The 21,303-nt window shown below is 57.0% G+C and carries 14 protein-coding genes; 9 read left to right on the top strand and 5 right to left on the bottom strand.

Going from position 1 to position 21,303, the window contains the following annotated elements; genetic code table 11:
- Window positions 1–43 precede the first annotated feature (43 nt).
- The 5 genes from lolA to cysG are packed head-to-tail and all read left to right on the top strand — an operon-like array spanning window position 44 to window position 5,083.
- Window positions 44–667 carry an outer membrane lipoprotein chaperone LolA gene (gene lolA, locus B347_RS0123170; protein WP_019412080.1) on the top strand — a complete coding sequence of 208 codons (624 nt, stop codon included), beginning with the start codon at window positions 44–46 and terminating at the stop codon, window positions 665–667.
- 27 nt (window positions 668–694) lie between these two features.
- On the top strand, window positions 695–2,020 hold the full coding sequence (locus tag B347_RS0123165; RefSeq protein ID WP_019412079.1) for a replication-associated recombination protein A: 1,326 nt from the start codon (window positions 695–697) through the stop codon (window positions 2,018–2,020).
- Entirely contained in the window at window positions 2,017–2,391 is a 375-nt protein-coding gene (gene crcB, locus B347_RS0123160; protein ID WP_019412078.1) for a fluoride efflux transporter CrcB, read from the top strand. Before B347_RS0123165 ends, crcB begins: the two co-directional genes overlap by 4 nt.
- A gap of 16 nt (window positions 2,392–2,407) precedes the next feature.
- Window positions 2,408–3,688, top strand: coding sequence for a serine--tRNA ligase (gene serS / locus B347_RS0123155; RefSeq protein ID WP_019412077.1), 1,281 nt, complete (start codon window positions 2,408–2,410; stop codon window positions 3,686–3,688).
- Complete coding sequence (gene cysG, locus B347_RS0123150) at window positions 3,689–5,083, top strand: siroheme synthase CysG (protein WP_019412076.1); 1,395 nt, start codon at window positions 3,689–3,691, stop codon at window positions 5,081–5,083.
- A 102-nt stretch (window positions 5,084–5,185) separates the two neighbouring features.
- Here cysG and B347_RS0123145 read toward each other — a convergent pair whose 3' ends face one another.
- The 3 genes from B347_RS0123145 to B347_RS0123135 all read right to left on the bottom strand — a co-directional run bounded on the left by B347_RS0123145 (window position 5,186) and on the right by B347_RS0123135 (window position 9,966).
- The gene (locus tag B347_RS0123145) at window positions 5,186–6,373 is read right to left on the bottom strand and encodes an osmoprotectant NAGGN system M42 family peptidase (protein WP_019412075.1); all 1,188 of its coding nucleotides are present in this window, start codon (window positions 6,371–6,373) and stop codon (window positions 5,186–5,188) included.
- A gap of 71 nt (window positions 6,374–6,444) precedes the next feature.
- The gene (gene ngg / locus B347_RS0123140; RefSeq protein ID WP_019412074.1) at window positions 6,445–8,190 is read right to left on the bottom strand and encodes an N-acetylglutaminylglutamine synthetase; all 1,746 of its coding nucleotides are present in this window, start codon (window positions 8,188–8,190) and stop codon (window positions 6,445–6,447) included.
- Window positions 8,191–8,193: 3 nt separating this feature from the next.
- On the bottom strand, window positions 8,194–9,966 hold the full coding sequence (locus tag B347_RS0123135; protein WP_019412073.1) for an N-acetylglutaminylglutamine amidotransferase: 1,773 nt from the start codon (window positions 9,964–9,966) through the stop codon (window positions 8,194–8,196).
- 319 nt (window positions 9,967–10,285) lie between these two features.
- On the opposite strand from B347_RS0123135, the gene B347_RS0123130 reads away from it, so the two are divergent.
- Entirely contained in the window at window positions 10,286–15,112 is a 4,827-nt protein-coding gene (locus B347_RS0123130) for an NEL-type E3 ubiquitin ligase domain-containing protein (protein WP_019412072.1), read from the top strand.
- Here B347_RS0123130 and mnmC read toward each other — a convergent pair.
- The gene (gene mnmC, locus B347_RS0123125; RefSeq protein ID WP_026014378.1) at window positions 15,099–17,078 is read right to left on the bottom strand and encodes a bifunctional tRNA (5-methylaminomethyl-2-thiouridine)(34)-methyltransferase MnmD/FAD-dependent 5-carboxymethylaminomethyl-2-thiouridine(34) oxidoreductase MnmC; all 1,980 of its coding nucleotides are present in this window, start codon (window positions 17,076–17,078) and stop codon (window positions 15,099–15,101) included. The genes B347_RS0123130 and mnmC overlap by 14 nt on opposite strands.
- A gap of 138 nt (window positions 17,079–17,216) precedes the next feature.
- On the opposite strand from mnmC, the gene pap reads away from it, so the two are divergent.
- Window positions 17,217–18,743: a polyphosphate:AMP phosphotransferase gene (gene pap, locus B347_RS0123120; protein ID WP_019412070.1), complete on the top strand. Its 1,527-nt coding sequence runs from the start codon at window positions 17,217–17,219 to the stop codon at window positions 18,741–18,743.
- A 98-nt stretch (window positions 18,744–18,841) separates the two neighbouring features.
- On the opposite strand, the gene B347_RS0123115 is transcribed toward pap, so the two are convergent.
- On the bottom strand, window positions 18,842–20,233 hold the full coding sequence (locus tag B347_RS0123115; protein ID WP_019412069.1) for a class II fumarate hydratase: 1,392 nt from the start codon (window positions 20,231–20,233) through the stop codon (window positions 18,842–18,844).
- Window positions 20,234–20,426: 193 nt separating this feature from the next.
- On the opposite strand from B347_RS0123115, the gene B347_RS0123110 reads away from it, so the two are divergent.
- Entirely contained in the window at window positions 20,427–20,942 is a 516-nt protein-coding gene (locus B347_RS0123110; protein ID WP_019412068.1) for a DUF2059 domain-containing protein, read from the top strand.
- An 11-nt stretch (window positions 20,943–20,953) separates the two neighbouring features.
- On the top strand, window positions 20,954–21,250 hold the full coding sequence (locus B347_RS0123105; RefSeq protein WP_019412067.1) for a BolA family protein: 297 nt from the start codon (window positions 20,954–20,956) through the stop codon (window positions 21,248–21,250).
- Window positions 21,251–21,303 lie beyond the last annotated feature (53 nt).

Genomic DNA, 21,303 nt, shown 5'->3' with positions numbered 1-21,303 from the left:
AGGTAATCTGCAAGCAGGGTTTAACTAATCAATGAGGATTTCCATGCGTCTTGTCAGCATGTTGTTGCTACCGGTTTTGGCGTTAACTGCCTTTTCCGCCAGTTCCGCTCCCGCGGATGTACAGAGCCTGACCAGCCTTCTGGAACGGTCGGAAACGTTGACGGCCGATTTTTCTCAGTTGACCCTGGATGGCGGCGGGACTCAGCTCCAAGACACTAAAGGGCAAATGGCCTTGCAGCGTCCGGGGCGGTTCTACTGGCACACTGATGCGCCGAATGAGCAGACCATGGTTTCCGATGGCCAGAAGGTCACCTTGTGGGACCCGGACCTTGAGCAGGTCACCATCAAGAAGCTTGACCAGCGCCTGACTCAGACCCCGGCCTTGCTGCTCTCGGGTGATGTATCAAAAATCAGCGAAAGTTTTGACATTACCTCCAAACAGGCTGGTGATGTGATGGACTTCACTCTCAAGCCCAAGACCAAAGACACCCTGTTTGACTCGCTGAACCTGTCGTTTAACAAGGGTTTGATCAATAACATGCGTTTGGTTGATAGCGTGGGTCAGCGTACTGACCTGCTGTTCACCGGGGTCAAGGCCAACGTGCCGATCCCTGCGTCCAAATTCAAGTTCGATATCCCGAAAGGGGCTGATGTCATCCAGGAATAAGCCCTGGACGAGGTTTCAAACGCTGCTATGGATCTGTTTCGAAGTGCCCCGATTGCCCAACCCTTGGCTGCCCGTTTGCGTGCAGCCAATCTGGATGAGTACGTCGGTCAAGAACACTTACTTGCCCGGGGCAAGCCACTGCGTGAAGCGCTGGAGCAGGGCGCGTTGCATTCGATGATCTTCTGGGGCCCGCCGGGGGTGGGTAAAACCACCTTGGCACGATTGCTCGCAGAAGTGTCGGATGCGCATTTTGAAACGGTCTCGGCGGTCCTCGCCGGGGTCAAGGAAATCCGTCAGGCGGTTGAAATCGCCAAGCAGCAAGCCGGTCAATACGGGCGACGGACCATCCTGTTTGTCGACGAAGTGCACCGCTTCAACAAGTCGCAGCAAGATGCGTTCTTGCCCTACGTTGAAGACGGTACCCTGATTTTTATCGGCGCGACCACCGAAAACCCCTCCTTTGAACTCAACAACGCCCTGTTGTCGCGGGCGCGGGTGTACGTGCTTAAAAGCCTCGACGAGACGGCGTTGCACAAGTTGGTACACCGGGCGTTGACCGAAGACAAAGGCCTAGGCAAGCGAGGCCTAACCTTGGGCGATGAGGGTTTCCAAACGTTGCTCAGGGCCGCTGATGGTGATGGCCGACGTTTGCTCAACCTGCTGGAAAACGCCTCTGACCTGGCGGAAGACCACAGTGAAATCGGCGTCGACCTGCTGCATGACTTGCTGGGCGATACCCAGAGGCGCTTCGACAAAGGCGGTGAGGCGTTTTACGACCAAATTTCGGCCTTGCACAAATCGGTGCGTGGCTCCAACCCGGACGGTGCGCTGTACTGGTTTGCGCGGATGATTGATGGCGGTTGCGACCCGCTGTACATCGCTCGCCGGGTGGTGCGCATGGCCAGTGAAGACATCGGCAACGCTGATCCGCGTGCCTTGAGCCTGTGCCTCTCGGCCTGGGACGTGCAAGAGCGGCTCGGCAGCCCCGAAGGCGAGTTGGCCGTGGCCCAGGCCATCACTTACCTGGCCTGTGCGCCGAAAAGCAACGCGGTGTATATGGGCTTCAAGGCGGCATTGCGCAGTGCTGCCGAGTACGGTTCGTTGGAAGTTCCGTTACATTTGCGTAACGCGCCGACCAAGCTCATGAAGCAATTGGGGTATGGCGATGAGTACCGCTACGCCCACGATGAACCCGATGCGTATGCCGCGGGTGAAGACTACTACCCCGACGAACTTGAGCCGTTGCAGCTCTATCAGCCTGTGCCGCGTGGGCTGGAGCTTAAGATCGGCGAGAAGCTTAAGCACTTGGCCGCATTGGACCAAGCTAGCCCGCGGCAGCGGAGAAAACCGTGATTCCCTTGATCGCTGCGGTGTCGGTCGGCGGTATAGCAGGCACATTATTGCGATTCGCTACGGGTAATTGGATCAACGCCAATTGGCCAAAGCACTTCTATACCGCGACATTGGCCGTTAATATCGTGGGCTGCCTGCTGATTGGCGTCCTTTACGGACTTTTTTTGATCCGTCCAGAAGTACCGATTGAAGTCCGTGCCGGACTGATGGTTGGTTTCCTGGGTGGCTTGACTACTTTTTCATCCTTTTCACTGGATACGGTGCGCCTGCTTGAAAGCGGGCAAGTGCCATTGGCACTGGGCTATGCGGCCCTCAGTGTATTCGGCGGGCTGCTCGCGACCTGGGCTGGCCTGTCCCTGACCAAACTTTGATAAACGAGAAACCGACATGCTCGATTCCAAACTGTTACGTACCAACCTTCAGGACGTAGCGGATCGCCTGGCATCCCGTGGCTTTAAGCTGGACGTGGCGCGCATCGACGCGCTGGAAGCCAAGCGTAAAGAAGTTCAGACCCTGACCGAGCGCCTGCAGGCTGAGCGCAATGCCATCTCCAAAAGCATTGGTCAGGCCAAGGCGCGCGGCGAAGATATCGCGCCACTGATGGCCAGCGTTGAAACCATGGGCAGCGACTTGGCCAATGGCAAGGTTGAACTGGACGCGATCCAGACCGAGTTGGACTCGATTCTATTGAGCTTGCCGAACCTGCCACACGAATCGGTGCCGGTCGGTGCAGACGAAGACGACAACGTCGAAATTCGTCGTTGGGGCACGCCTACAGCCTTTGATTTCGAGATCAAGGACCACGTCGCGCTGGGCGAGCAATACGGCTGGCTGGACTTTGAAACCGCCGCCAAGCTGTCCGGCGCCCGTTTTGCCTTGCTGCGTGGACCGATCGCTCGTCTGCACCGTGCTTTGGCACAGTTCATGATCAACCTGCACATCAACGAACACGGCTACGAAGAGGCTTACACGCCTTACCTGGTACAGGCGCCTGCGCTCCAGGGTACTGGCCAATTGCCTAAGTTCGAAGAAGACCTGTTCAAGATCAGCCGCGAAGGCGAAGCCGATCTGTACTTGATTCCGACGGCTGAAGTGTCGCTGACCAACATCGTGTCGGGCGAAATCGTTGATCACAAATCGCTGCCGATCAAATTCGTGGCGCACACGCCATGCTTCCGTAGCGAAGCCGGTGCGTCGGGCCGTGACACACGCGGCATGATTCGCCAGCACCAGTTCGACAAAGTTGAAATGGTCCAGATCGTCGAGCCTTCGACCTCGATGGACGCGCTAGAAGGTCTGGTGGGCAACGCTGAAAAAGTGCTGCAACTGCTTGAACTGCCTTATCGCACACTCGCGCTGTGCACCGGCGACATGGGTTTTAGCGCTGTTAAAACCTATGACTTGGAAGTGTGGATCCCGAGCCAGGACAAGTACCGCGAAATTTCGTCGTGCTCTAACTGTGGTGACTTCCAGGCCCGTCGCATGCAAGCGCGTTTCCGCAACCCGGAAACCGGCAAACCTGAGCTGGTTCATACCCTCAACGGTTCAGGTCTGGCTGTAGGCCGTACCTTGGTTGCTGTGTTGGAAAACTACCAGCAAGCAGATGGTTCCATCCGTGTGCCTGAAGTGCTCAAGCCTTACATGGGCGGCATTGAGGTCATCGGCTAAATGGAGTTTCTGCCGCTGTTTCATAACCTGCGGGGCAGCCGTGTACTGGTGGTCGGTGGTGGGGAGATTGCCTTGCGCAAATCTCGACTGCTGGCCGATGCCGGCGCGGTGTTGCGGGTGGTTGCGCCTGCTGTAGAGCCCCAGCTGTGCGAGTTGGTAAACAGTAGCGGTGGTGAGCTGGTGTTGCGTGGTTATGTTGAGGCCGACCTTGACGGGTGCGGGCTGATCATCGCCGCCACCGACGATGAGCCGCTCAACGCCCAAGTGTCTGCGGATGCCCATCGACGTTGCGTGCCGGTAAACGTAGTGGACGCGCCAGCGCTGTGCAGCGTGATCTTCCCAGCCATCGTTGATCGTTCACCGTTAGTGATTGCTATCTCTAGCGGTGGTGACGCGCCAGTGCTGGCACGCTTGATACGCGCCAAGATCGAAACCTGGATTCCTTCGACCTACGGTCAGTTGGCGGGCCTTGCCGCGCGCTTTCGGACCCAGGTCAAAGGCTTGTTCCCGGATGTGCAGCAACGACGTGGTTTCTGGGAAGACGTATTCCAAGGCCCGATTGCCGAACGTCAACTGGCCGGGCAGGGCACCGAAGCCGAGCGTTTGCTGCTGGCCAAGATTAATGGCGAAGCGGCGCAGACCACCGGCGAGGTGTACCTCGTGGGTGCCGGGCCGGGTGATCCTGACCTGCTGACCTTTCGTGCCCTGCGCCTAATGCAGCAGGCTGATGTGGTGCTGTACGACCGTTTGGTGGCTCCGGCCATTCTGGAACTGTGCCGTCGCGATGCTGAACGCGTCTATGTGGGCAAACGTCGAGCTGATCACGCGGTGCCGCAAGACCAGATCAACCAGCAATTGGTAGATTTGGCCAAACAAGGCAAGCGCGTAGTGCGACTAAAAGGTGGAGATCCGTTCATCTTTGGTCGTGGCGGCGAAGAAATCGAAGAACTTGCCGCCCACGGGATTCCATTCCAGGTAGTGCCGGGCATTACCGCTGCCAGTGGTTGCGCGGCTTACGCTGGGATCCCGTTGACGCACCGCGATTATGCGCAGTCCGTGCGTTTTGTGACCGGGCACTTGAAGGATGGCACCAGCAATTTGCCGTGGAACGACTTGGTTGCTCCGGCGCAAACGTTGGTGTTCTACATGGGCCTGATCGGCTTGCCGATTATCTGCGAGCAATTGATTGCTCATGGTCGTTCGGCGGATACCCCGGCAGCCTTGATTCAGCAAGGTACTACGTCGAATCAGCGCGTCTTTACCGGCACGTTGAAGGATTTGCCAACGTTGGTTGCGGAGCACGAAGTGCATGCCCCGACCTTGGTGATCGTAGGCGAAGTGGTGTTGCTTCGTGAGAAGCTGGCGTGGTTTGAAGGCGCTCAATCGCAGGTTTAACGGCGCGGCAAGAACACTGTAGGAGCAGCCGGTCGACGTTCGATTGTCTCGCGATCTTTTGATTGTTTAAAAGATCGCGAGACGAGCTCCTACAGATTATTTTCAGCCCCTGTTTTCCCCCACCAGGCTGTCGACCGACGGTACGCGGGTATCGCTTTCCATTTGGGCATCGTGCTCCAACTGGTGACTAAAACGGTCCAGTGAGCCTTGCGCCGGTTGGGCGTCGCTGGCAAAAACCGGCGGACTCAGCAGGTAAGCACTCAATAAACGGCTCAACCCCGCCAGGCTATCAATGTGTGTGCGCTCATAGCCGTGGGTCGCGTCGCAACCAAATGCCAGCAAGGCACAGCGAATGTCGTGCCCCGCCGTGACGGCTGAATGCGCATCACTGAAGTAGTAACGGAACATATCGCGGCGTACCGGTATGTCGTTGTGGGTGGCCAACCCCAACAGGTGCCGTGACAAATGATAGTCATACGGGCCACCCGAATCCTGCATCGCCACACTGACCGCATGTTCACTGGAATGCTGGCCCTCGGCTACGGGCGCAATATCAATCCCGACAAACTCACTCACATCCCACGGCAATGCAGCCGCCGCGCCGCTGCCGGTCTCTTCTGTGATGGTGAACAACGGGTGGCAGTCGATCAGCGGCTGCTCACCGCTGTCAACGATGGCTTTGAGCGCCGCGAGTAACGCCGCCACACCAGCCTTGTCGTCTAAGTGCCGTGCGCTGATATGCCCGCTTTCGGTAAATTCAGGCAAGGGGTCGAACGCGACGAAGTCGCCAATGTTGACCCCCAGCGAGTCGCAGTCCGCACGGGTGGCGCAGTAAGCGTCTAGGCGCAATTCGATGTGGTCCCAGCTCACCGGTAATTCGTCTACGCCCGTGTTGAACGCATGGCCTGAAGCCATTAATGGCAACACGCTTCCGCGAATCACGCCGGTGTCAGTAAACAAACTGACTCGACTGCCTTCGGCAAAACGGCTTGACCAGCAACCCACTGGCGCCAGCACCAACCGGCCGTTGTCTTTGATCGCCCGCACGCTGGCGCCAATGGTGTCTAAGTGCGCAGAAACAGCGCGATCCGGGCTGCTTTGCTGGCCTTTGAGTGTGGCGCGCAAGGTGCCGCGTCGTGTCAGTTCGAACGGAATGCCCAATTCGTCCAGGCGCTCGGCAACATAGCGCACGATGGTGTCGGTAAAGCCGGTCGGGCTGGGGATGGCGAGCATTTCCAGCAGTACCCGTTGCAGGTAGTCGAGGTCGGGTTCAGGCAAGGTCTGTTTCATAAAAGCTCCTGAGGCCCCGCGCGCCTAATTGCGCATGACACGCGGGAGGATGGACGTTCAGCGCCGGCCGTTCAGGGCGCGGGCTGACTGTGAGGGAATAACAAGTCTATAAAGCGCTCGGCGGTGGGTTGGGGTTCATGATTGGCCAAGCCTGCACGCTCGTTAGCTTCGATAAAGACGTAATCGGGTTGATCGGCGGCAGGCACCATCATGTCCAGCCCAACCACCGGAATATCCAGCGCACGGGCAGCGCGAATCGCCGCATCGGCCAGTACCGGATGGAGGATTGCCGTAACGTCTTCAAGGCAGCCGCCCGTGTGCAAGTTAGCGGTGCGGCGCACGTCCAGTAATTGGCCAGCGGGCAGAACGCTGTCGTACTCATAGCCCGCTGCCTGCACAGTACGCAGGGTTTCGGCGTCAAGTGGGATGCGGCTTTCGCCCTGTGTGGCCGCTTGGCGACGACGGCTTTGGGCTTCGATCAATTGCTGTACGTTGTGTTGACCATCGCCGATCACCTGCGCCGGGCGGCGTATGGCAGCCGCAACGACTTCAAAACCAATCACGACGATCCGTAGATCGTGACCTTCGTGAAAGCTTTCGAGTAGCACCCGGCTGTCAAAGGCTTGGGCTGCTTTGATCGCTTCTTGCACGTGCTCAGTGGTTTGCAAGTCGACGGCCACGCCATTGCCTTGTTCGCCATCCAGTGGTTTGACCACCACTCGCACGTGCTCTTCCAGAAACGCTAGGTTGTCATCGGCATTGCCCGCGCGTTGTTGCGTCGGCACGTTTAAGCCCGCACTGCTCAACACGCTGTGGGTCAGGCTTTTGTCTTGGCACAGGCTCATGCTGATGGCGCTGGTCAGGTCGCTCAGCGATTCGCGGCAACGAATGCGCCGACCGCCGTGGTTAAGTGTGAACAGCCCCGCGCTTGCGTCATCGATATGCACATCAATCCCGCGCTTATAAGCCTCTTCAACCAGAATCCGCGCGTAGGGATTAAGCCCTGCCTGCGGGCCAGGGCCTAGAAATAGCGGCTGATTGATGCCGTTTTTACGTTTAATGGCAAACGTCGACAACGTGCGAAAACCCAGTTTGTTGTAAAGACTTTTCGCTTGCAGGTTGTCATGCAGCACCGACAAGTCGAGGTAACTCAAGCCTCGGCTCATAAAGTGCTCGATCAAGTGCCGCACCAACACTTCGCCCACGCCTGGGCGTGAGCATTGCGGGTCAACGGCCAGGCACCACAGGCTGCTGCCGTTCTCAGGATCATGAAAAGCGGTGTGATGATTCAAACCCATCACGCTACCAATCACTGCGCCGCTGTCCTCGTCTTCGGCCAGCCAGTACACCGGGCCGCCCTTGTGCCGCACCGTGAGCAATGCTGGGTCGACCGGCAGCATGTTGCGGGCCTGATACAGCGTATTGACCGCGTTCCAGTCGGTTTCACTCTGTACACGACGAATGCGGAAGCCGCGAAACACCCGGGTCGCCGGGCGGTAATCGGTAAACCACAGACGCAACGTGTCCGAGGGGTCGAGAAACAACTGTTGCGGTGATTGGGCCAAGACTTGCTGGGGCGCAGCGACGTACAGCGCGATGTCACGCTCACCGGTTTGCTCGTTTAGCAGCTCGTTCGCCAAGCTGACCGGATCGGGAAAGGTATGCCCGATCAGCACTCGACCCCAGCCACAGTGCACGGCGGCTGGGGTGGTGCCGAGTTCGCCGCCATCTTCGGCAAGGCGTGCTTGCAAGCGCTCATAAGAGGGCGTTTGACCACGTATCAGGCGTTGGCTGTAAGCCGTAGCAAGGGGTTTCATGGTTTAGATTCCTTGTTCGCTCAGCCACAGATTCAGCGCAGCCAGTTGCCATAGCTTGGATCCGTTCAAGGGCGTCAGTTGGCTTTGCGGGTTGCTCAACAAGCGGTCGAGCATCGCAGGTTGAAACAGTCCACGATCCTGGCTTGGATCGAGCAACAGGTCGCGAACCCAATTGAGGGTGTTGCCTTGCAGATGCTTAAGGCCCGGTACCGGGAAGTAACCTTTTTTGCGGTCGATGACTTCGCTAGGGATTACCAGGCGTGCCGCTTCTTTGAGCACGTGTTTACCGCCATCAGGCAGTTTGAAGCGGGCCGGAATTCGCGCTGACAGCTCAGCCAGTCGGTAATCAAGAAACGGCGTACGGGCCTCAAGGCCCCAGGCCATGGTCATATTGTCGACCCGCTTGACCGGGTCATCGACCAGCATCACCGTGCTGTCCAGGCGCAGCGCCTTGTCCACGCCATCCGTAGCGCCGGGCTGGGCAAAATGTTCGCGCACAAAATCGCCTGCGGCGTCATTGGCGGTTAGCCATTGAGGCTGAACAGTGGCTTGGTATTCGGCATAACTGCGATCAAAAAACGCTTCGCGATAGGCGGCATATGGGTCGTTGGCGCCGTCAACCTGCGGGTACCAGTGATACCCGGCAAACAGCTCGTCAGCGCCCTGGCCGCTTTGTACCACTTTGCAATGTTTAGCCACTTCACGTGACAACAAGTAAAACGCGATGCAATCGTGGCTGACCATCGGCTCGCTCATGGCCCGGAAGGCCGCAGGCAGTTGCTCGATGATTTCGTGTTCGCCAATACGCAATTGGTGATGACGGGTGCCGTAATGGTGGGCAATCAGGTCCGAATACTGGAATTCATCGCCGCGCTCGCCACCTGCGTCTTCAAAACCGATCGAAAAGGTCGACAGATCGTGTACGCCAACGTCGCGTAGCAGGCCGACCAGCAGGCTGGAGTCTACCCCGCCGGAAAGCAGTACACCGACATCCACCGCCGCACGTTGGCGAATCGCCACGGCTTCGCGGGTGCTGTCGAGTACGCGGTCGCGCCAGTCTTCCAGAGTCAGATTCATTTCGTCCGCATTTGGGCCGTATGGCAGGGTCCACCAAGTTTTTTGCTCGGTGTGACCGTTGGCGTCGATGCGTAACCACGTGGCGGGTGCGAGTTTTTCAATCCCAGCAACCAGAGTACGTGGCGCGGGCACCACGGCGTGGAAGTTCAGGTAATGATTGAGGGCTACCGGGTCGAGCATCGGGTTGATGTCGCCACCCTTGAGTAGCGCGGGCAAGGTTGAAGCAAAGCGCAAACGCTCGCCGGTCCGCGACAGGTACAACGGTTTAACGCCCAAACGGTCTCGGGCAATAAACAGGCGCTTGGCATCGCGCTCCCAGATGGCGAAGGCAAACATGCCATTGAGCCTGGGCAGCAGCGCTTCGCCCCACGCGTGATAACCCTTGAGGATCACTTCGGTATCGCCGTCGGAGTAGAAGGTATAACCGAGGCTTTCGAGTTCGGTCCTTAATTCGGGGAAGTTATAAATCGCCCCATTGAAGGCCAGTGAAAGCCCCAACGTGTTATCAATCATGGGCTGCGCCGAGCCATCGGACAAATCCATGATCTTCAGTCGCCGGTGGCCTAGGGCTATCGGCCCTTGGCTATGAAAACCCCAGGCATCGGGGCCACGTGGAGCGAGGTGGTGGGTGATGCGTTCGATGGCTGCCAAATCGGCAGGTTGATGATCAAAACGTAACTCGCCAGCTAATCCGCACATGGTGTGTAAATCCTTGGTTTTTGCGCATGTGTTGCTACCGGTATGACTCGGCGCGATTGCGGCGCGCCAGGTAGCGCTTGGGCCCGGTTTTAAAGAGCGATGCCGCATTGTGTGCATCGCCAGCCCGAACGGAACGAAGCTAAAGAGCCACGTGCCGCGATGAATGACCGTGGTTTATCGAGTCACTCAAGGCGTGATTGTTCAAAAAAAATTACAGATGGTCATTGAGTGCAACGGTCATATTTATCTATGTCATCGGCTGGGTTTCGCAGCGTTAGGTTAGGGGCTCGCTTCCACATCGACCTATAGAAGACCTGATATGACACCCATTCCCGGCAGGCCCCCGCTCAATGCACGCGACGCCACGCTCAGCGATCTTGAACCTCTGGAGCTGGTCTACAGCCACATGCCCAAATGGCTGGTGGACGCTGACCCTGGCGTTATTGATGCCCTGAATGCAGCCATGGCCCAAAGCCGCGCTTACCATGAACAGGTCGGCAAAAAATTTAGCCAGTTGCAAAGCATCGAGTCGTACTGCGGTGCAGTGCTGGAGGCAGAGCTCAAGCGTGAGTTTGCGCTGCGACTTGATATCCACCATGACCAATTGGCGGTGGTACATGAGCGCCTGATCACCGATGACACGCTGTTAACCACGGTGCGTCATCGGCTGGAGCATGACGAGCCCAAGTCATTGCTATGGGCAGCATTGCAAAATTTTTCCGCCGATGAAGTCCTTGCCCATGGTTTCCATGCCCGGAGTCATATCCGCCTGGACGGTCATCCCGAGCACTTGAGTCCACTCAGGCCTCATTATTTTGCGGCGGTGTGTCGAAAGCTGGATCTGGGAGCCCAATATCAAACGTATCTACAGACGTTTCTCGGGGTGGCAGCTACGGGGGAGTCGAGCCCGAGTGCGACCCAGTTGGCGACCGAGTCAAATCTCAGATTGCTGAAAACCTATGACATGCAGGTGGATGCACATATCGCATTCCTTAAGAACAATATCGACGACACCTCTTATAAGGCGCTTGTTGCTGTGTTGGTCGTACCTTCGCCAACAGCGTCCGCAGCCTCGGCCAGACTCGATGGCAAGCCCGTTGTTCTCAGTTCAATCAATCTGCTCGATACGGTCATTGATGGGGTGGTGATTTTTTCATCTGATACGTTGTTGCTGCATCCGGGTAACCGGCTGATTGCTTATATTCCCAATGATCCAGTGGCTCCTTTTTTTGAGTTCAGTTCTCTGCAGGGGTTTTCAGACGAGTTGAGACAACGTCTCCAGAATCCGGACTACGTCAGTTTTTTCTCAAGGTTTATCGCGTTGAGTGTGCGCGCAACTTTTGTCAAAAAGCTTAAGGAGCACCCGGTGCATTTGAGTTTGACGGCAAATGTTTTAAGCCACAGCGCGGCTCATTACTTGTGTGCGGTTCAACTCAAGAACATGTTTGCCGATGCTCAACTGCTGGCGGTTCCGACCGGTGTGCTGGATGAGCGCCTGCGCGAAGAGCGCTGGCAGTTGTACAAAGGGGTCGGCTTGTTGCTGATCAATGCTGCGGCGCTGTTTGTTCCGGTTTTGGGCGATGTGATGCTTGCGGTGGCTATTGGTGACATGCTCAAGGAGGTTTACGAAGGGGTAGAAGACTGGACGCATGGCGACACCGATCATGCACGAGAACACCTGCTGAATGTCGCCAGGGATATAGCCGTCAATGTGGCGGTGGTGGTGGGCGCTGCCGTAGTCAAAGAAGCGGCGAGCCGTTTGAGTCAGGCCACCCGGGTTCACTTCGAAGGTTTTGAAACCATAAAGCGTGAGGACGACGCTGTCCGGCTGTGGAACCGCAATCTTGAACACTATGAGAGCCCGACCGCCCACGCGCACCTCTACAGGGCCGACTCGCGGGGTTTTTTCACCCACGATGCAAAGCAGCACATCACGGTTGATGCAAAGCATTACCCCGTTGAGTTTGACAGTGCGCTGGGGCAGTGGCGCATCTCCCACGTGCGCAGACCACAGGCTTTTAAGCCCGCGTTGCTGCATAACGGAGACGCAGCCTGGCAGCATGCTCATGAACGGCCGTTGGAGTGGCAAGGCAGCGCGACCTTATTGGGCAGGTTGGGGGGCGCGGCGGCCACACTTGATGAGCGAACCCTGGAGCACATTCGCCAGTTGACCCATACCAGTGAGGAGGTCATGCGTCGCGTGCACCTGGAAAACCTGTTGCCACCCCCTTTACTGGCAATCACCCTCAAGCGCTTCGAAATCGACCGGACGTTGACGGCGCTTGTCGAACAGATGAGTACTCCCCGATACAATGCTGCGCACTGGGCGCACTGGCAGATGAGTCTGTTGCCCTACCTGGAGAAATGGCCCGTTGGCAAATGCCTGGCGGTGGTAGACGAAACGGGCAACACGTTGGCGCGTTACGGCAGCACACTGTGGCCGACAACCTCGCAGATCAACCTGACTCCGGCTGTCGTACATGACGGCAAGCTACTTGAGGCCGTGCTCGCAGCTTTGCCAGGTGCTGAAGGCAAAGCATTGCTGAATCATGAGTTGAGGCAATCAGCGGAACCTGCGTCGGCCTTGGCTAAAACGCTTGCAGGCTATGTGCGGGACAACAGAAAGGCGGTGTTTGAGCGTTTCTACGAGGCCTTTAATGCCTCCCGCGCGCCCGAAGCCAAATCCATCGAAGTGGCGTTTCCCGGCTTACCTCATGCCGTGACTCAGGCACTGGTTGAGTCAGCCAATACCGCGCAACGCCAGGTTTTACGTACTGTCAAAGTCCCACTGAAAATGGCCGAAACAGCCCGTCATTACTTGCGCGAAGCCAGGCTGGATCGGGCTATCGAAGGGTTTTACTTACAGGATCAGGCAAATGCGGATACTGATCGATTAATGCTGCACTTTTTGGAGCACTTGCCGGGTTGGCCGGCCGATGTGCCGTGGGAAGTACGCACCGATTCGCTTCAAGGTCCGCTCACCCGCCGTCTTGGCAATCGCGTGTTCATCGCCCCGCGAGTGCTGGTGAAAACTGCGCAGGGTTTTTTACGCTATAAGCCAAGAGGGTCGATTTACACCCTGGAGCCGGGAACGTCGGCCTCACTGCCTGATGCCATTTTTCAATCATTGACAGCCTTGGAGCGTGAACGCATGGGGCTTGACGCTTTGAGGGGCCGTGAAGCCTTTAACGAAGCCATCGCCGCACAGGCGGCTAATGCGCGTCAAGAGTCAGCCCAGGTGTTAGGGATGCAGCCGTTAAAGCCAGGCTTTAAGCCACCTAGCGTGATGCCTGACGGGCGAATCGGCTATCCCTTGTGCGGCCTGGACGCCGGCGGGCATTCCAGTGCTTTACAGCGTCGTGTTCGTGAATTGTTTCCTGAGTACAGCCAGGACCAGGTGCGGGATTATCTCGACATATTGGTTGAGAGCGGGGTTGAGCCTTTGCAGGCATTGCGCGAGCGCAAGCGCGTAAGGATGGCATTGCGCAATTGCCTGCAATTCTGGATCGACGCCACGCCCTCAGAAATTCCTCTGGCGCATTCGCTCGTTGATCGTGCTGATGATCGATATCAGGCTGCCGGAATAATCGACCGTATTTGGCGCAGACATCCCGCGTTTTACCCTCAGGCGGACAGTATCGAAGGCCGCACCTTGAACCTGAGTGGTTTACGGCTTGGAAGTTTTCCTGCATTGCCTGTCATGGCTGACTTCACCCATATTCGGGTACTCAAGCTAAACAATATGAATTGTAAGAACACTGTGGATGGGTTTCTTGAGCATTTCAGCGCCGTTGAAGTGCTGGAAATGGACAATAACCAGATAAGCAACTTACCGTCTCAATTGGAAAGCATGGTCAATTTGCGCAATTTATCCATGGCTCAAAATGAGCTGTTCATGAATGCCAGAAACCATTCAATATTGACGGGGTTGGGCGCGCTGGAAGTGCTTAATCTCAACGACAATTTTCTAGGCCCCGAACTCAATCTCAATCCGTTAGGCCATTTACGTCGCGTCTATTTACGCCGTACCTGGATCCAGCAGTGGCCTGAAGGCCTTGCAAGCCGGCCAATGCTGGAAGCCGCGGACCTTCGACAAAACCAGATTGCCGATATTCCCGAAGATATCTTTCAGGCATCCCCCAGGATCATCCGCAATGTCACGTTATCGAACAATCCGCTGTCATCCTCCAGCAGGCTGCGTTTGGCGCGCTTTGTCATGCAAGGCGGTAGCACCATGGGGGTTGACAGTGAAGAACTGCTCAGTGAGGCAGCCGCTTTTGAGTTCTGGACCGCAGGCATCACCAGCCATGAGCGCAGCAGGCGTGAGCTTCTGTGGAATACCCTGAAGGCTGAGCTCAATAGCGAAGACTTCTTCAATGTGCTCAGCCGATTAACCACCACCGCGGATGCTCAGAGTGTGCGTCAGGATCTGAGTCGCCGTGTGTGGGAAATAATAGAAGCAGCCAATGAAAATCCTGATTTGCGCAGAAATTTGATCGACATCGCAGCGGCCCCACGCAGTTGTACCGACAGCGTGGCCTTGAGTTTCAGTGCCTTGGAAATACAAATGGAGCTGGCTCGGGTATCAATCGACCCTGCGCGTCAGGCCAGCGATTTAATTGACCTGGGCAGGCGCTTGTACCGACTGGATAAACTCACCAAAATCGCCTCTAAGCACTACACGCTGCAGATGGCGACCGGTGCAGGTTTCGCTGATGAGCTTGAAGTGCATCTGGCGTACCGAGTTGGCTTAGCCAGGCCCCTGGACCTGCTAGGCCAACCGCAAGGCATGATGTTCAATGCTTTGGCAGGAGTCTCCGCAGAGGACCTGAACACCGCGCTCGTTCAGGTTACTAGTGGTGAAAACTCCTCTGAGTTGAACACGTTTATCAGTTCACTTGATTACTGGAGAGCGTATTTGATTGAGCGCGACAAAGCCGACTATCTGGTCGTTACTGAGCCTTTTCACGACGAGTTGAATACGCTCCTGAAGTGCTCGCCAGAAATGTCCAGCGCTCGGTATTTGAGCCGGGTCACCGGGATTCGCCACACGATGGATACCAGGGTAGATGCTTGGTGCCTGAGTAAAACCAATGAGTTGGTCGGCGCAGGCAAGGCTCCTTCATCCCCCTCTACAGACCTTTGATCAGTGTGCGCAGCATAAAGCGATTGGGATGACAGGCTTGGGCCACCGCTATCGGCAAGGGCAGGGGATCGTTATTGATCCACGCCGCCAACAGTTCACCGGACAGCGGCGCAGTAATCAGTCCACGTGAGCCGTGGCCACTGTTGACGTACAAACCGTGCAGCCACGGGCACTCGGTTGACGGCACCTGGCGGGCGTCTTTGCGCAGCACCGCGTAGGCCTGTGCGAACGCTTCGGGGTCAGAAAGCGGCCCGACTATCGGCAAATAATCAGGGCTGGTGCAGCGGAATGCGGCCCAGCCTCTGAGGCTTTCAGGGTCGAGTTGCTCTTGACCTAATTGCTGCGCCAACGCCGGAGATATTTCTTGCAGCAAGTCAAGGTTGCCCTGGTGCCCGGCCGGCGTGGTGGTCAGGTCTTCATTATTGAAATCAAAGCTGGCGCCCAAGGTGTGTTCGCCGAGTCGTCCGGGAGCGATGTAGCCTTCGGCGCAGACCACTGTTTTTAGCGCGGCGCTGGCTTGGGTTTCTACCAGTTGGGTGATTTGCCCGCGGATGCGCTTGAGCGGCAAGCCGCTGGTCGCCGGGAAGCGTTTGACCTCAGCTGCCCCGGCCAGAATCACCACGGGCGCACTTGCCACGACCTGCCCGCCCTGAATGGCCTGCCATTGGCCATCAACCTGTTGCAGTTGCAGCACGTCATGGTGTGTTAGCACCTGAATATTTGGGTGCAAGGCCTGGAACTGGCACAGCGCTGGGGGATGCACCCAGCCACCTTCGGGATAAAACAACCCGCCATGTGCCAGTTCGACGCCCGCCAATGCTTGCGCTTGCGGCTGATCGAGCAAATGGACCAGCGCGGGTGGAAAGGCGGCTGCCAATTGCGCCTGACGCTCAGCCTCCTTGGCATTGAACCCTAGTTGCAATACGCCACACTCATCCCAGTCACGCCCGCGTTGCAGTTGCTCCAACAGACGACGGGTGTAACCGAACCCGCTGACAATCAGTTGCGACAATGTCGTGCCGTGGGCCGAAAGCTTCATGTACAACACGCCTTGCGGGTTCCCCGACGCTTCCTTGGCTAAGCGTTCATGGCGCTCCAGCAAACACACGTGCCAACCGCGTTTGGCCAAGCTGTTGGCGCTTGCGCAGCCGGACAATCCGCCACCAATCACCAAGGCTCTGCGCTCGCCTTCTATCTGGGGTGGACGGGCGTACCAGGGTTTGCTTTCTGTGGGAGTGAGTACGTGCTCTGGCAGGCCTATAAAGCTGCCACGCAGAATTTCCCATTTGTGACCAATACCCGGCGTTCGACGCATTTTGAAGCCCGCGTCGTTCAATGCCCGGCGCACCCAGCCCGTGCTGGTAAAGGTGCTGATGGTTGATCCAGGGGCGGCAAGGCGCGCCAGTTGGGCAAACAGTTGGGGTGTCCACATCTCAGGGTTTTTGGCTGGCGCGAACCCGTCCAGAAACCATGCGTCGACACGTGCGTCGAGTTGCGGCAATTGCTCCAGCACGTCGCCGATCAACAACGTGAGGGTCACTCGGCCATTGGCCAAGCTCACGTGTTGAAAGCCCGGATGAATGGCGAAATAAGCGGCCAGCAGTTGCTCGCTCCACGTCGCCAGTTCGGGCCAGAGGGCGAGGGCGCGCTGCAAGTCGTCACGGGTCAGCGGGTATTTTTCAACGCTGATGAAGTGCAGGCGGGCGTCAGGGTGAGCCGTCTGCTCAAATAACTGCCAGGCGCACAAAAAATTCAGCCCGGTCCCAAAACCGGTTTCGCCGATGACCAGTTGGCCATTAACGGGCAGGGCGGCAAAACGTTCGCGCAACGCGTTCTGCTCGATAAAGACATAGCGTGTTTCTTCGAGACCCGACTTGTCGGAAAAGTACACGTCATCAAACACCCGCGAGTGCGGGCGACCTTGGTCATCCCAGTCAATCTGGGCATTGGGCATTTCAGTAGTCATGTGCAGCTCGGCAACGGCAAGGCGGCCATTCTAGCTGATCGGCCACAGAGCGATTGATTCATGACAGTTTTTGAGCTTTGTTCCGACGAGCCAAAGCGCAATCGGCTAGGCTTGTCGCATCTTGCCAGGGAGCTTCCTATGTTTGAATCTGCTGAAATCGGTCATTCCATCGATAAAGAAACTTACGACAAAGAAGTTCCCGCCTTGCGTGAAGCCCTGCTTGAGGCGCAGTACGACTTGCAGCAACAAAAGCGCACGGCAGTCATTGTGATGATTAATGGCATCGAAGGCGCGGGTAAGGGCGAGACGGTCAAACTGTTAAGTGAGTGGATGGACCCGCGTCTGATTGAAGTACGCACTTTTGACCAGCAGACCGACGAAGAGCTGGCTCACCCTCCCGCGTGGCGCTACTGGCGTCATTTACCGGCCAAAGGTCGGATGGGCGTGTTTTTTGGTAATTGGTACAGCCAAATGCTCCAGGGGCGGGTGCATGGCGTCATCAAGGACGCGGTGCTTGATCAAGCCATTACCGCTGCCGAGCGGCTCGAAAGAATGCTGTGTGATGAAGGTGCGGTGATTTTCAAACTGTGGTTCCACTTGTCTAAAAAACAAATGAAAGCACGCCTCAACGCGCTTAAAGACGACCCGCTGCACAGTTGGCGTATCAGCCCTCTGGACTGGCAGCAGTCGCAAACCTACGACAAGTTTGTGCGTTACGGCGAACGTGTGATTCGCCGTACCAGCCGTGACTACGCGCCGTGGCACATCGTGGAAGGTGTCGACCCGAATTATCGCAGTCTGACCGTGGGCAAAATTCTGCTGGAAGGTCTGCAAGCGGCGATAAATGCTCCCAAGACGCGGGTACGTCCAATTAACGTGCCGCCGTTGCCTGAAAACCGTGATGGCCTGAGCCTGCTTGATTGTCTGGACATGACCCGGCACTTGGAGAAGGACGACTATCAGGAACAATTGATTACCGAACAGGCGCGTTTGTCGGGCTTGATGCGTGACAAACGTATGCGTCGGCATGCGCTGATTACCGTATTCGAAGGTAACGATGCAGCAGGTAAGGGGGGGGCGATTCGTCGTGTGGCTGCCGCGCTCGACCCGCGCCAATACAACATCGTGCCGATCGCCGCGCCTTCTCAGGACGAGCGTGCACAACCGTACCTCTGGCGTTTTTGGCGGCAGATACCTGCGCGTGGCAAGTTCACGATCTTTGACCGGTCGTGGTATGGCCGGGTGCTGGTCGAGCGGGTGGAAGACTTTTGCAGCCAGGCGGACTGGTTGCGGGCTTACGGCGAGATCAATGATTTTGAAGAGCAATTGAGGAATGCGGGGGTGATCGTCGTCAAATTCTGGTTGGCGATTGATAAACAAACCCAGCTGGAGCGTTTTCAGGAGCGTGAAGCCATTCCGTTCAAGCGTTTTAAAATCACCGAAGAAGACTGGCGCAACCGCGAAAAATGGGACCTGTATCGCACCGCTGTGTGCGACATGGTTGATCGCACCAGCACCGAGATTTCTCCTTGGACATTGGTCGCGGCCAATGACAAGCGCTGGGCGCGGGTAAAAGTGTTGCGCACCATCAACGAGGCGTTGGAAGCAGCCTTTGAGAGGAGCGACAAGCACGCTAAGAAGGGCAAAGCCATGATTCGTATCTAAGGGTGAGCGACGCCACACCTTAGTAAATGTAGGAGCCAACGTGGCTCGCGATCTTTTAAAACATCAAAAGATCGCGAGGCAAGCTCGCTCCTACGGTTTTAATGCTTGCCCGGGCTCAGCATGTTCTCAGGGCGTACCCACTGGCTGAACTCTTCATCGGTCAAATAGCCCAACTCCAGCGCGGCTTCGCGCAAGGTCAACCCCTCTGCATAGGCCTTTTTGGCGATGTGTGCGGACTTGTCATAGCCGATATGCGGGTTGAGGGCTGTGACCAGCATTAGCCCGCGCTCTAGATGTTCAGCCATTTTTGCGGCGTCCGGTTCAAGGCTCGTTACGCAGTGTTCATTGAAATTGGTGCAGCCATCGGCCAGTAACTGAATCGACTGCAACAGGTTATGGATGATCACGGGCTTGTAGACGTTGAGTTGCAAATGTCCCTGACTGGCCGCGAAACCGATTGCAACGTCATTGCCCATAACCTGACAGGCCAGCATCGACAAGGCTTCGCATTGGGTCGGGTTAACTTTGCCCGGCATGATCGAACTGCCCGGTTCATTGGCTGGCAGTCTGATTTCTGCCAATCCTGCGCGTGGACCTGAGCCCAGCAAACGGAAGTCGTTGGCCAACTTCATCAGGCACACCGCCAGGGTTTTCAGGGCGCCCGACAACGTGGTGAGTGGCTCATGCCCGGCCAGCGCGGCAAACTTATTGGGCGCGGTGACAAATGGTAAACCGGACAATGCCGCAAGTTCTGCGGCAATGGCTTCGGCAAAACCGTGCGGGGCATTCAACCCGGTGCCCACGGCAGTCCCGCCCTGAGCGAGCTCGTACACCGCTGGCAGCGAGGCGCGGATGGCGCGCTCGGCGTAATCAAGTTGGGCGATATAGGCCGAAAGCTCTTGGCCGAAGGTGATGGGCGTTGCATCCATCATGTGGGTGCGGCCCGTTTTAACCAGATTCATGTAGCGCGCCGACAATTCGGCAAGCCCGCCGGACAATTCGCTGATCGCGGGCAACAACTGCTGGTGTATAGCCTTGGCGGCGGCGATGTGCATGGCGGTAGGAAAGCAGTCGTTGGAGCTTTGCGAGCGGTTGACGTGGTCGTTCGGGTGTACCGGCGACTTGCCTCCGCGGCCTTTGCCTGCGAGCTCGTTGGCCCGACCGGCGATCACTTCATTGGCGTTCATGTTGCTCTGGGTGCCGCTGCCGGTTTGCCACACGGCCAGCGGAAACTGATCATCATGTTCGCCGTCGAGCACTTCGTCTGCCGCTTGTTCAATCAGGCGTGCAATGTCGGCAGGCAAGTCACCGTTGCGATCATTGACCCGCGCCGCCGCCTTTTTGATCAGTACCAGAGCGTGCAGCACAGCCAGCGGCATTTTCTCGTTGCCGATGGCGAAGTTAATCAGCGAGCGCTGAGTCTGAGCGCCCCAATAGGCCTCATCCGGTACGTTCACTTCACCCAGGCTGTCGGTCTCGATGCGGCTCATCTGGTTTTTCTCCTAAGCGGTTGATCAGTCAGCTTAGGCGCTGATTACCAAAAGAGGTTCAAACTTTGGTTTTAGAGGCTTTTGTCGGATTGTTGAGAACCGCTATCAGTCTCGGGGTTGAGTGACACTCTTTGTTAGGCGCAGAATGGGCGCCCTTGGGGTTCGACCTCGCTTGCTAGATAAAGGAAACTCGATGACCCGTCTTCGCGCCATCTGTACTGCAGTTGCTCTGGTATGCGCCAGCGGCCAGGTTTTTGCCGATGCAGCCAGCCACGCTGCCAGTGCTGAAACGTTCCTCAAACTGGCACACGCCGACAAGCTGGGTACTCCGGTGTACATGCAAGTGCAGCAAATGTTTGCCCAGCGTTTTGAGCAGACCAAAGCGCCAGCGTCCAAGCAAGCTTTGCTGGAAACCTACCAGGCTAAAGCCAACACCGCTCTGGATCGAGCCATTGGCTGGGACAAGCTCAAGCCAGACATGATCAAGCTGTACACCACCAACTTCAGCGAATCCGAGCTTAACGATCTTGTGAAGTTCTACCAGTCGCCACTGGGCAAGAAAGTCCTGGAAAAAATGCCTCAGCTGACTCAGCAATCTGCCCAAATGACTCAGGCCAAGCTGGAAAGCGCGGTGCCTGTGGTCAACAAGCTGCTGGCTGACATGACTGCCGAGCTGGAGCCTAAAGCTGCCCCTGCCAAGAAGAAGTAAGCGGAGCCTGAATGAACATGCAACAACGTATCGAAACGACGCTGAGCGCGTTGCAACCCGAGCATTTGAACGTGCTGGATGAAAGCCACATGCACAGTCGCGGGTTGCAGACCCACTTCAAGGCGGTGGTGGTCAGCGAGCAGTTCGCCGGGCTCAATAGCGTCAAGCGCCACCAAAAGGTCTACGCCACGCTGGGTGACTTGATGGCTGAGTTCCATGCGTTGGCGCTGCACACGTATACGCCTGAAGAGTGGGCGAAAATCGGCACAGCCCCGGCCTCGCCGACCTGTGCCGGCGGTGGGCACTAAGACGGCTTTTTGCTAGAATCCGCAGCGCGCCGCTTAGTCGGCGCGTTTTTTTT

The sequence above is a fragment of the Pseudomonas psychrophila HA-4 genome (assembly GCF_000282975.1).
GTDB lineage: Bacteria > Pseudomonadota > Gammaproteobacteria > Pseudomonadales > Pseudomonadaceae > Aquipseudomonas > Aquipseudomonas psychrophila_A.
Note: the sequence above shows the minus strand (reverse complement) of the source record. Positions and strands in the feature narration are given on the sequence as shown.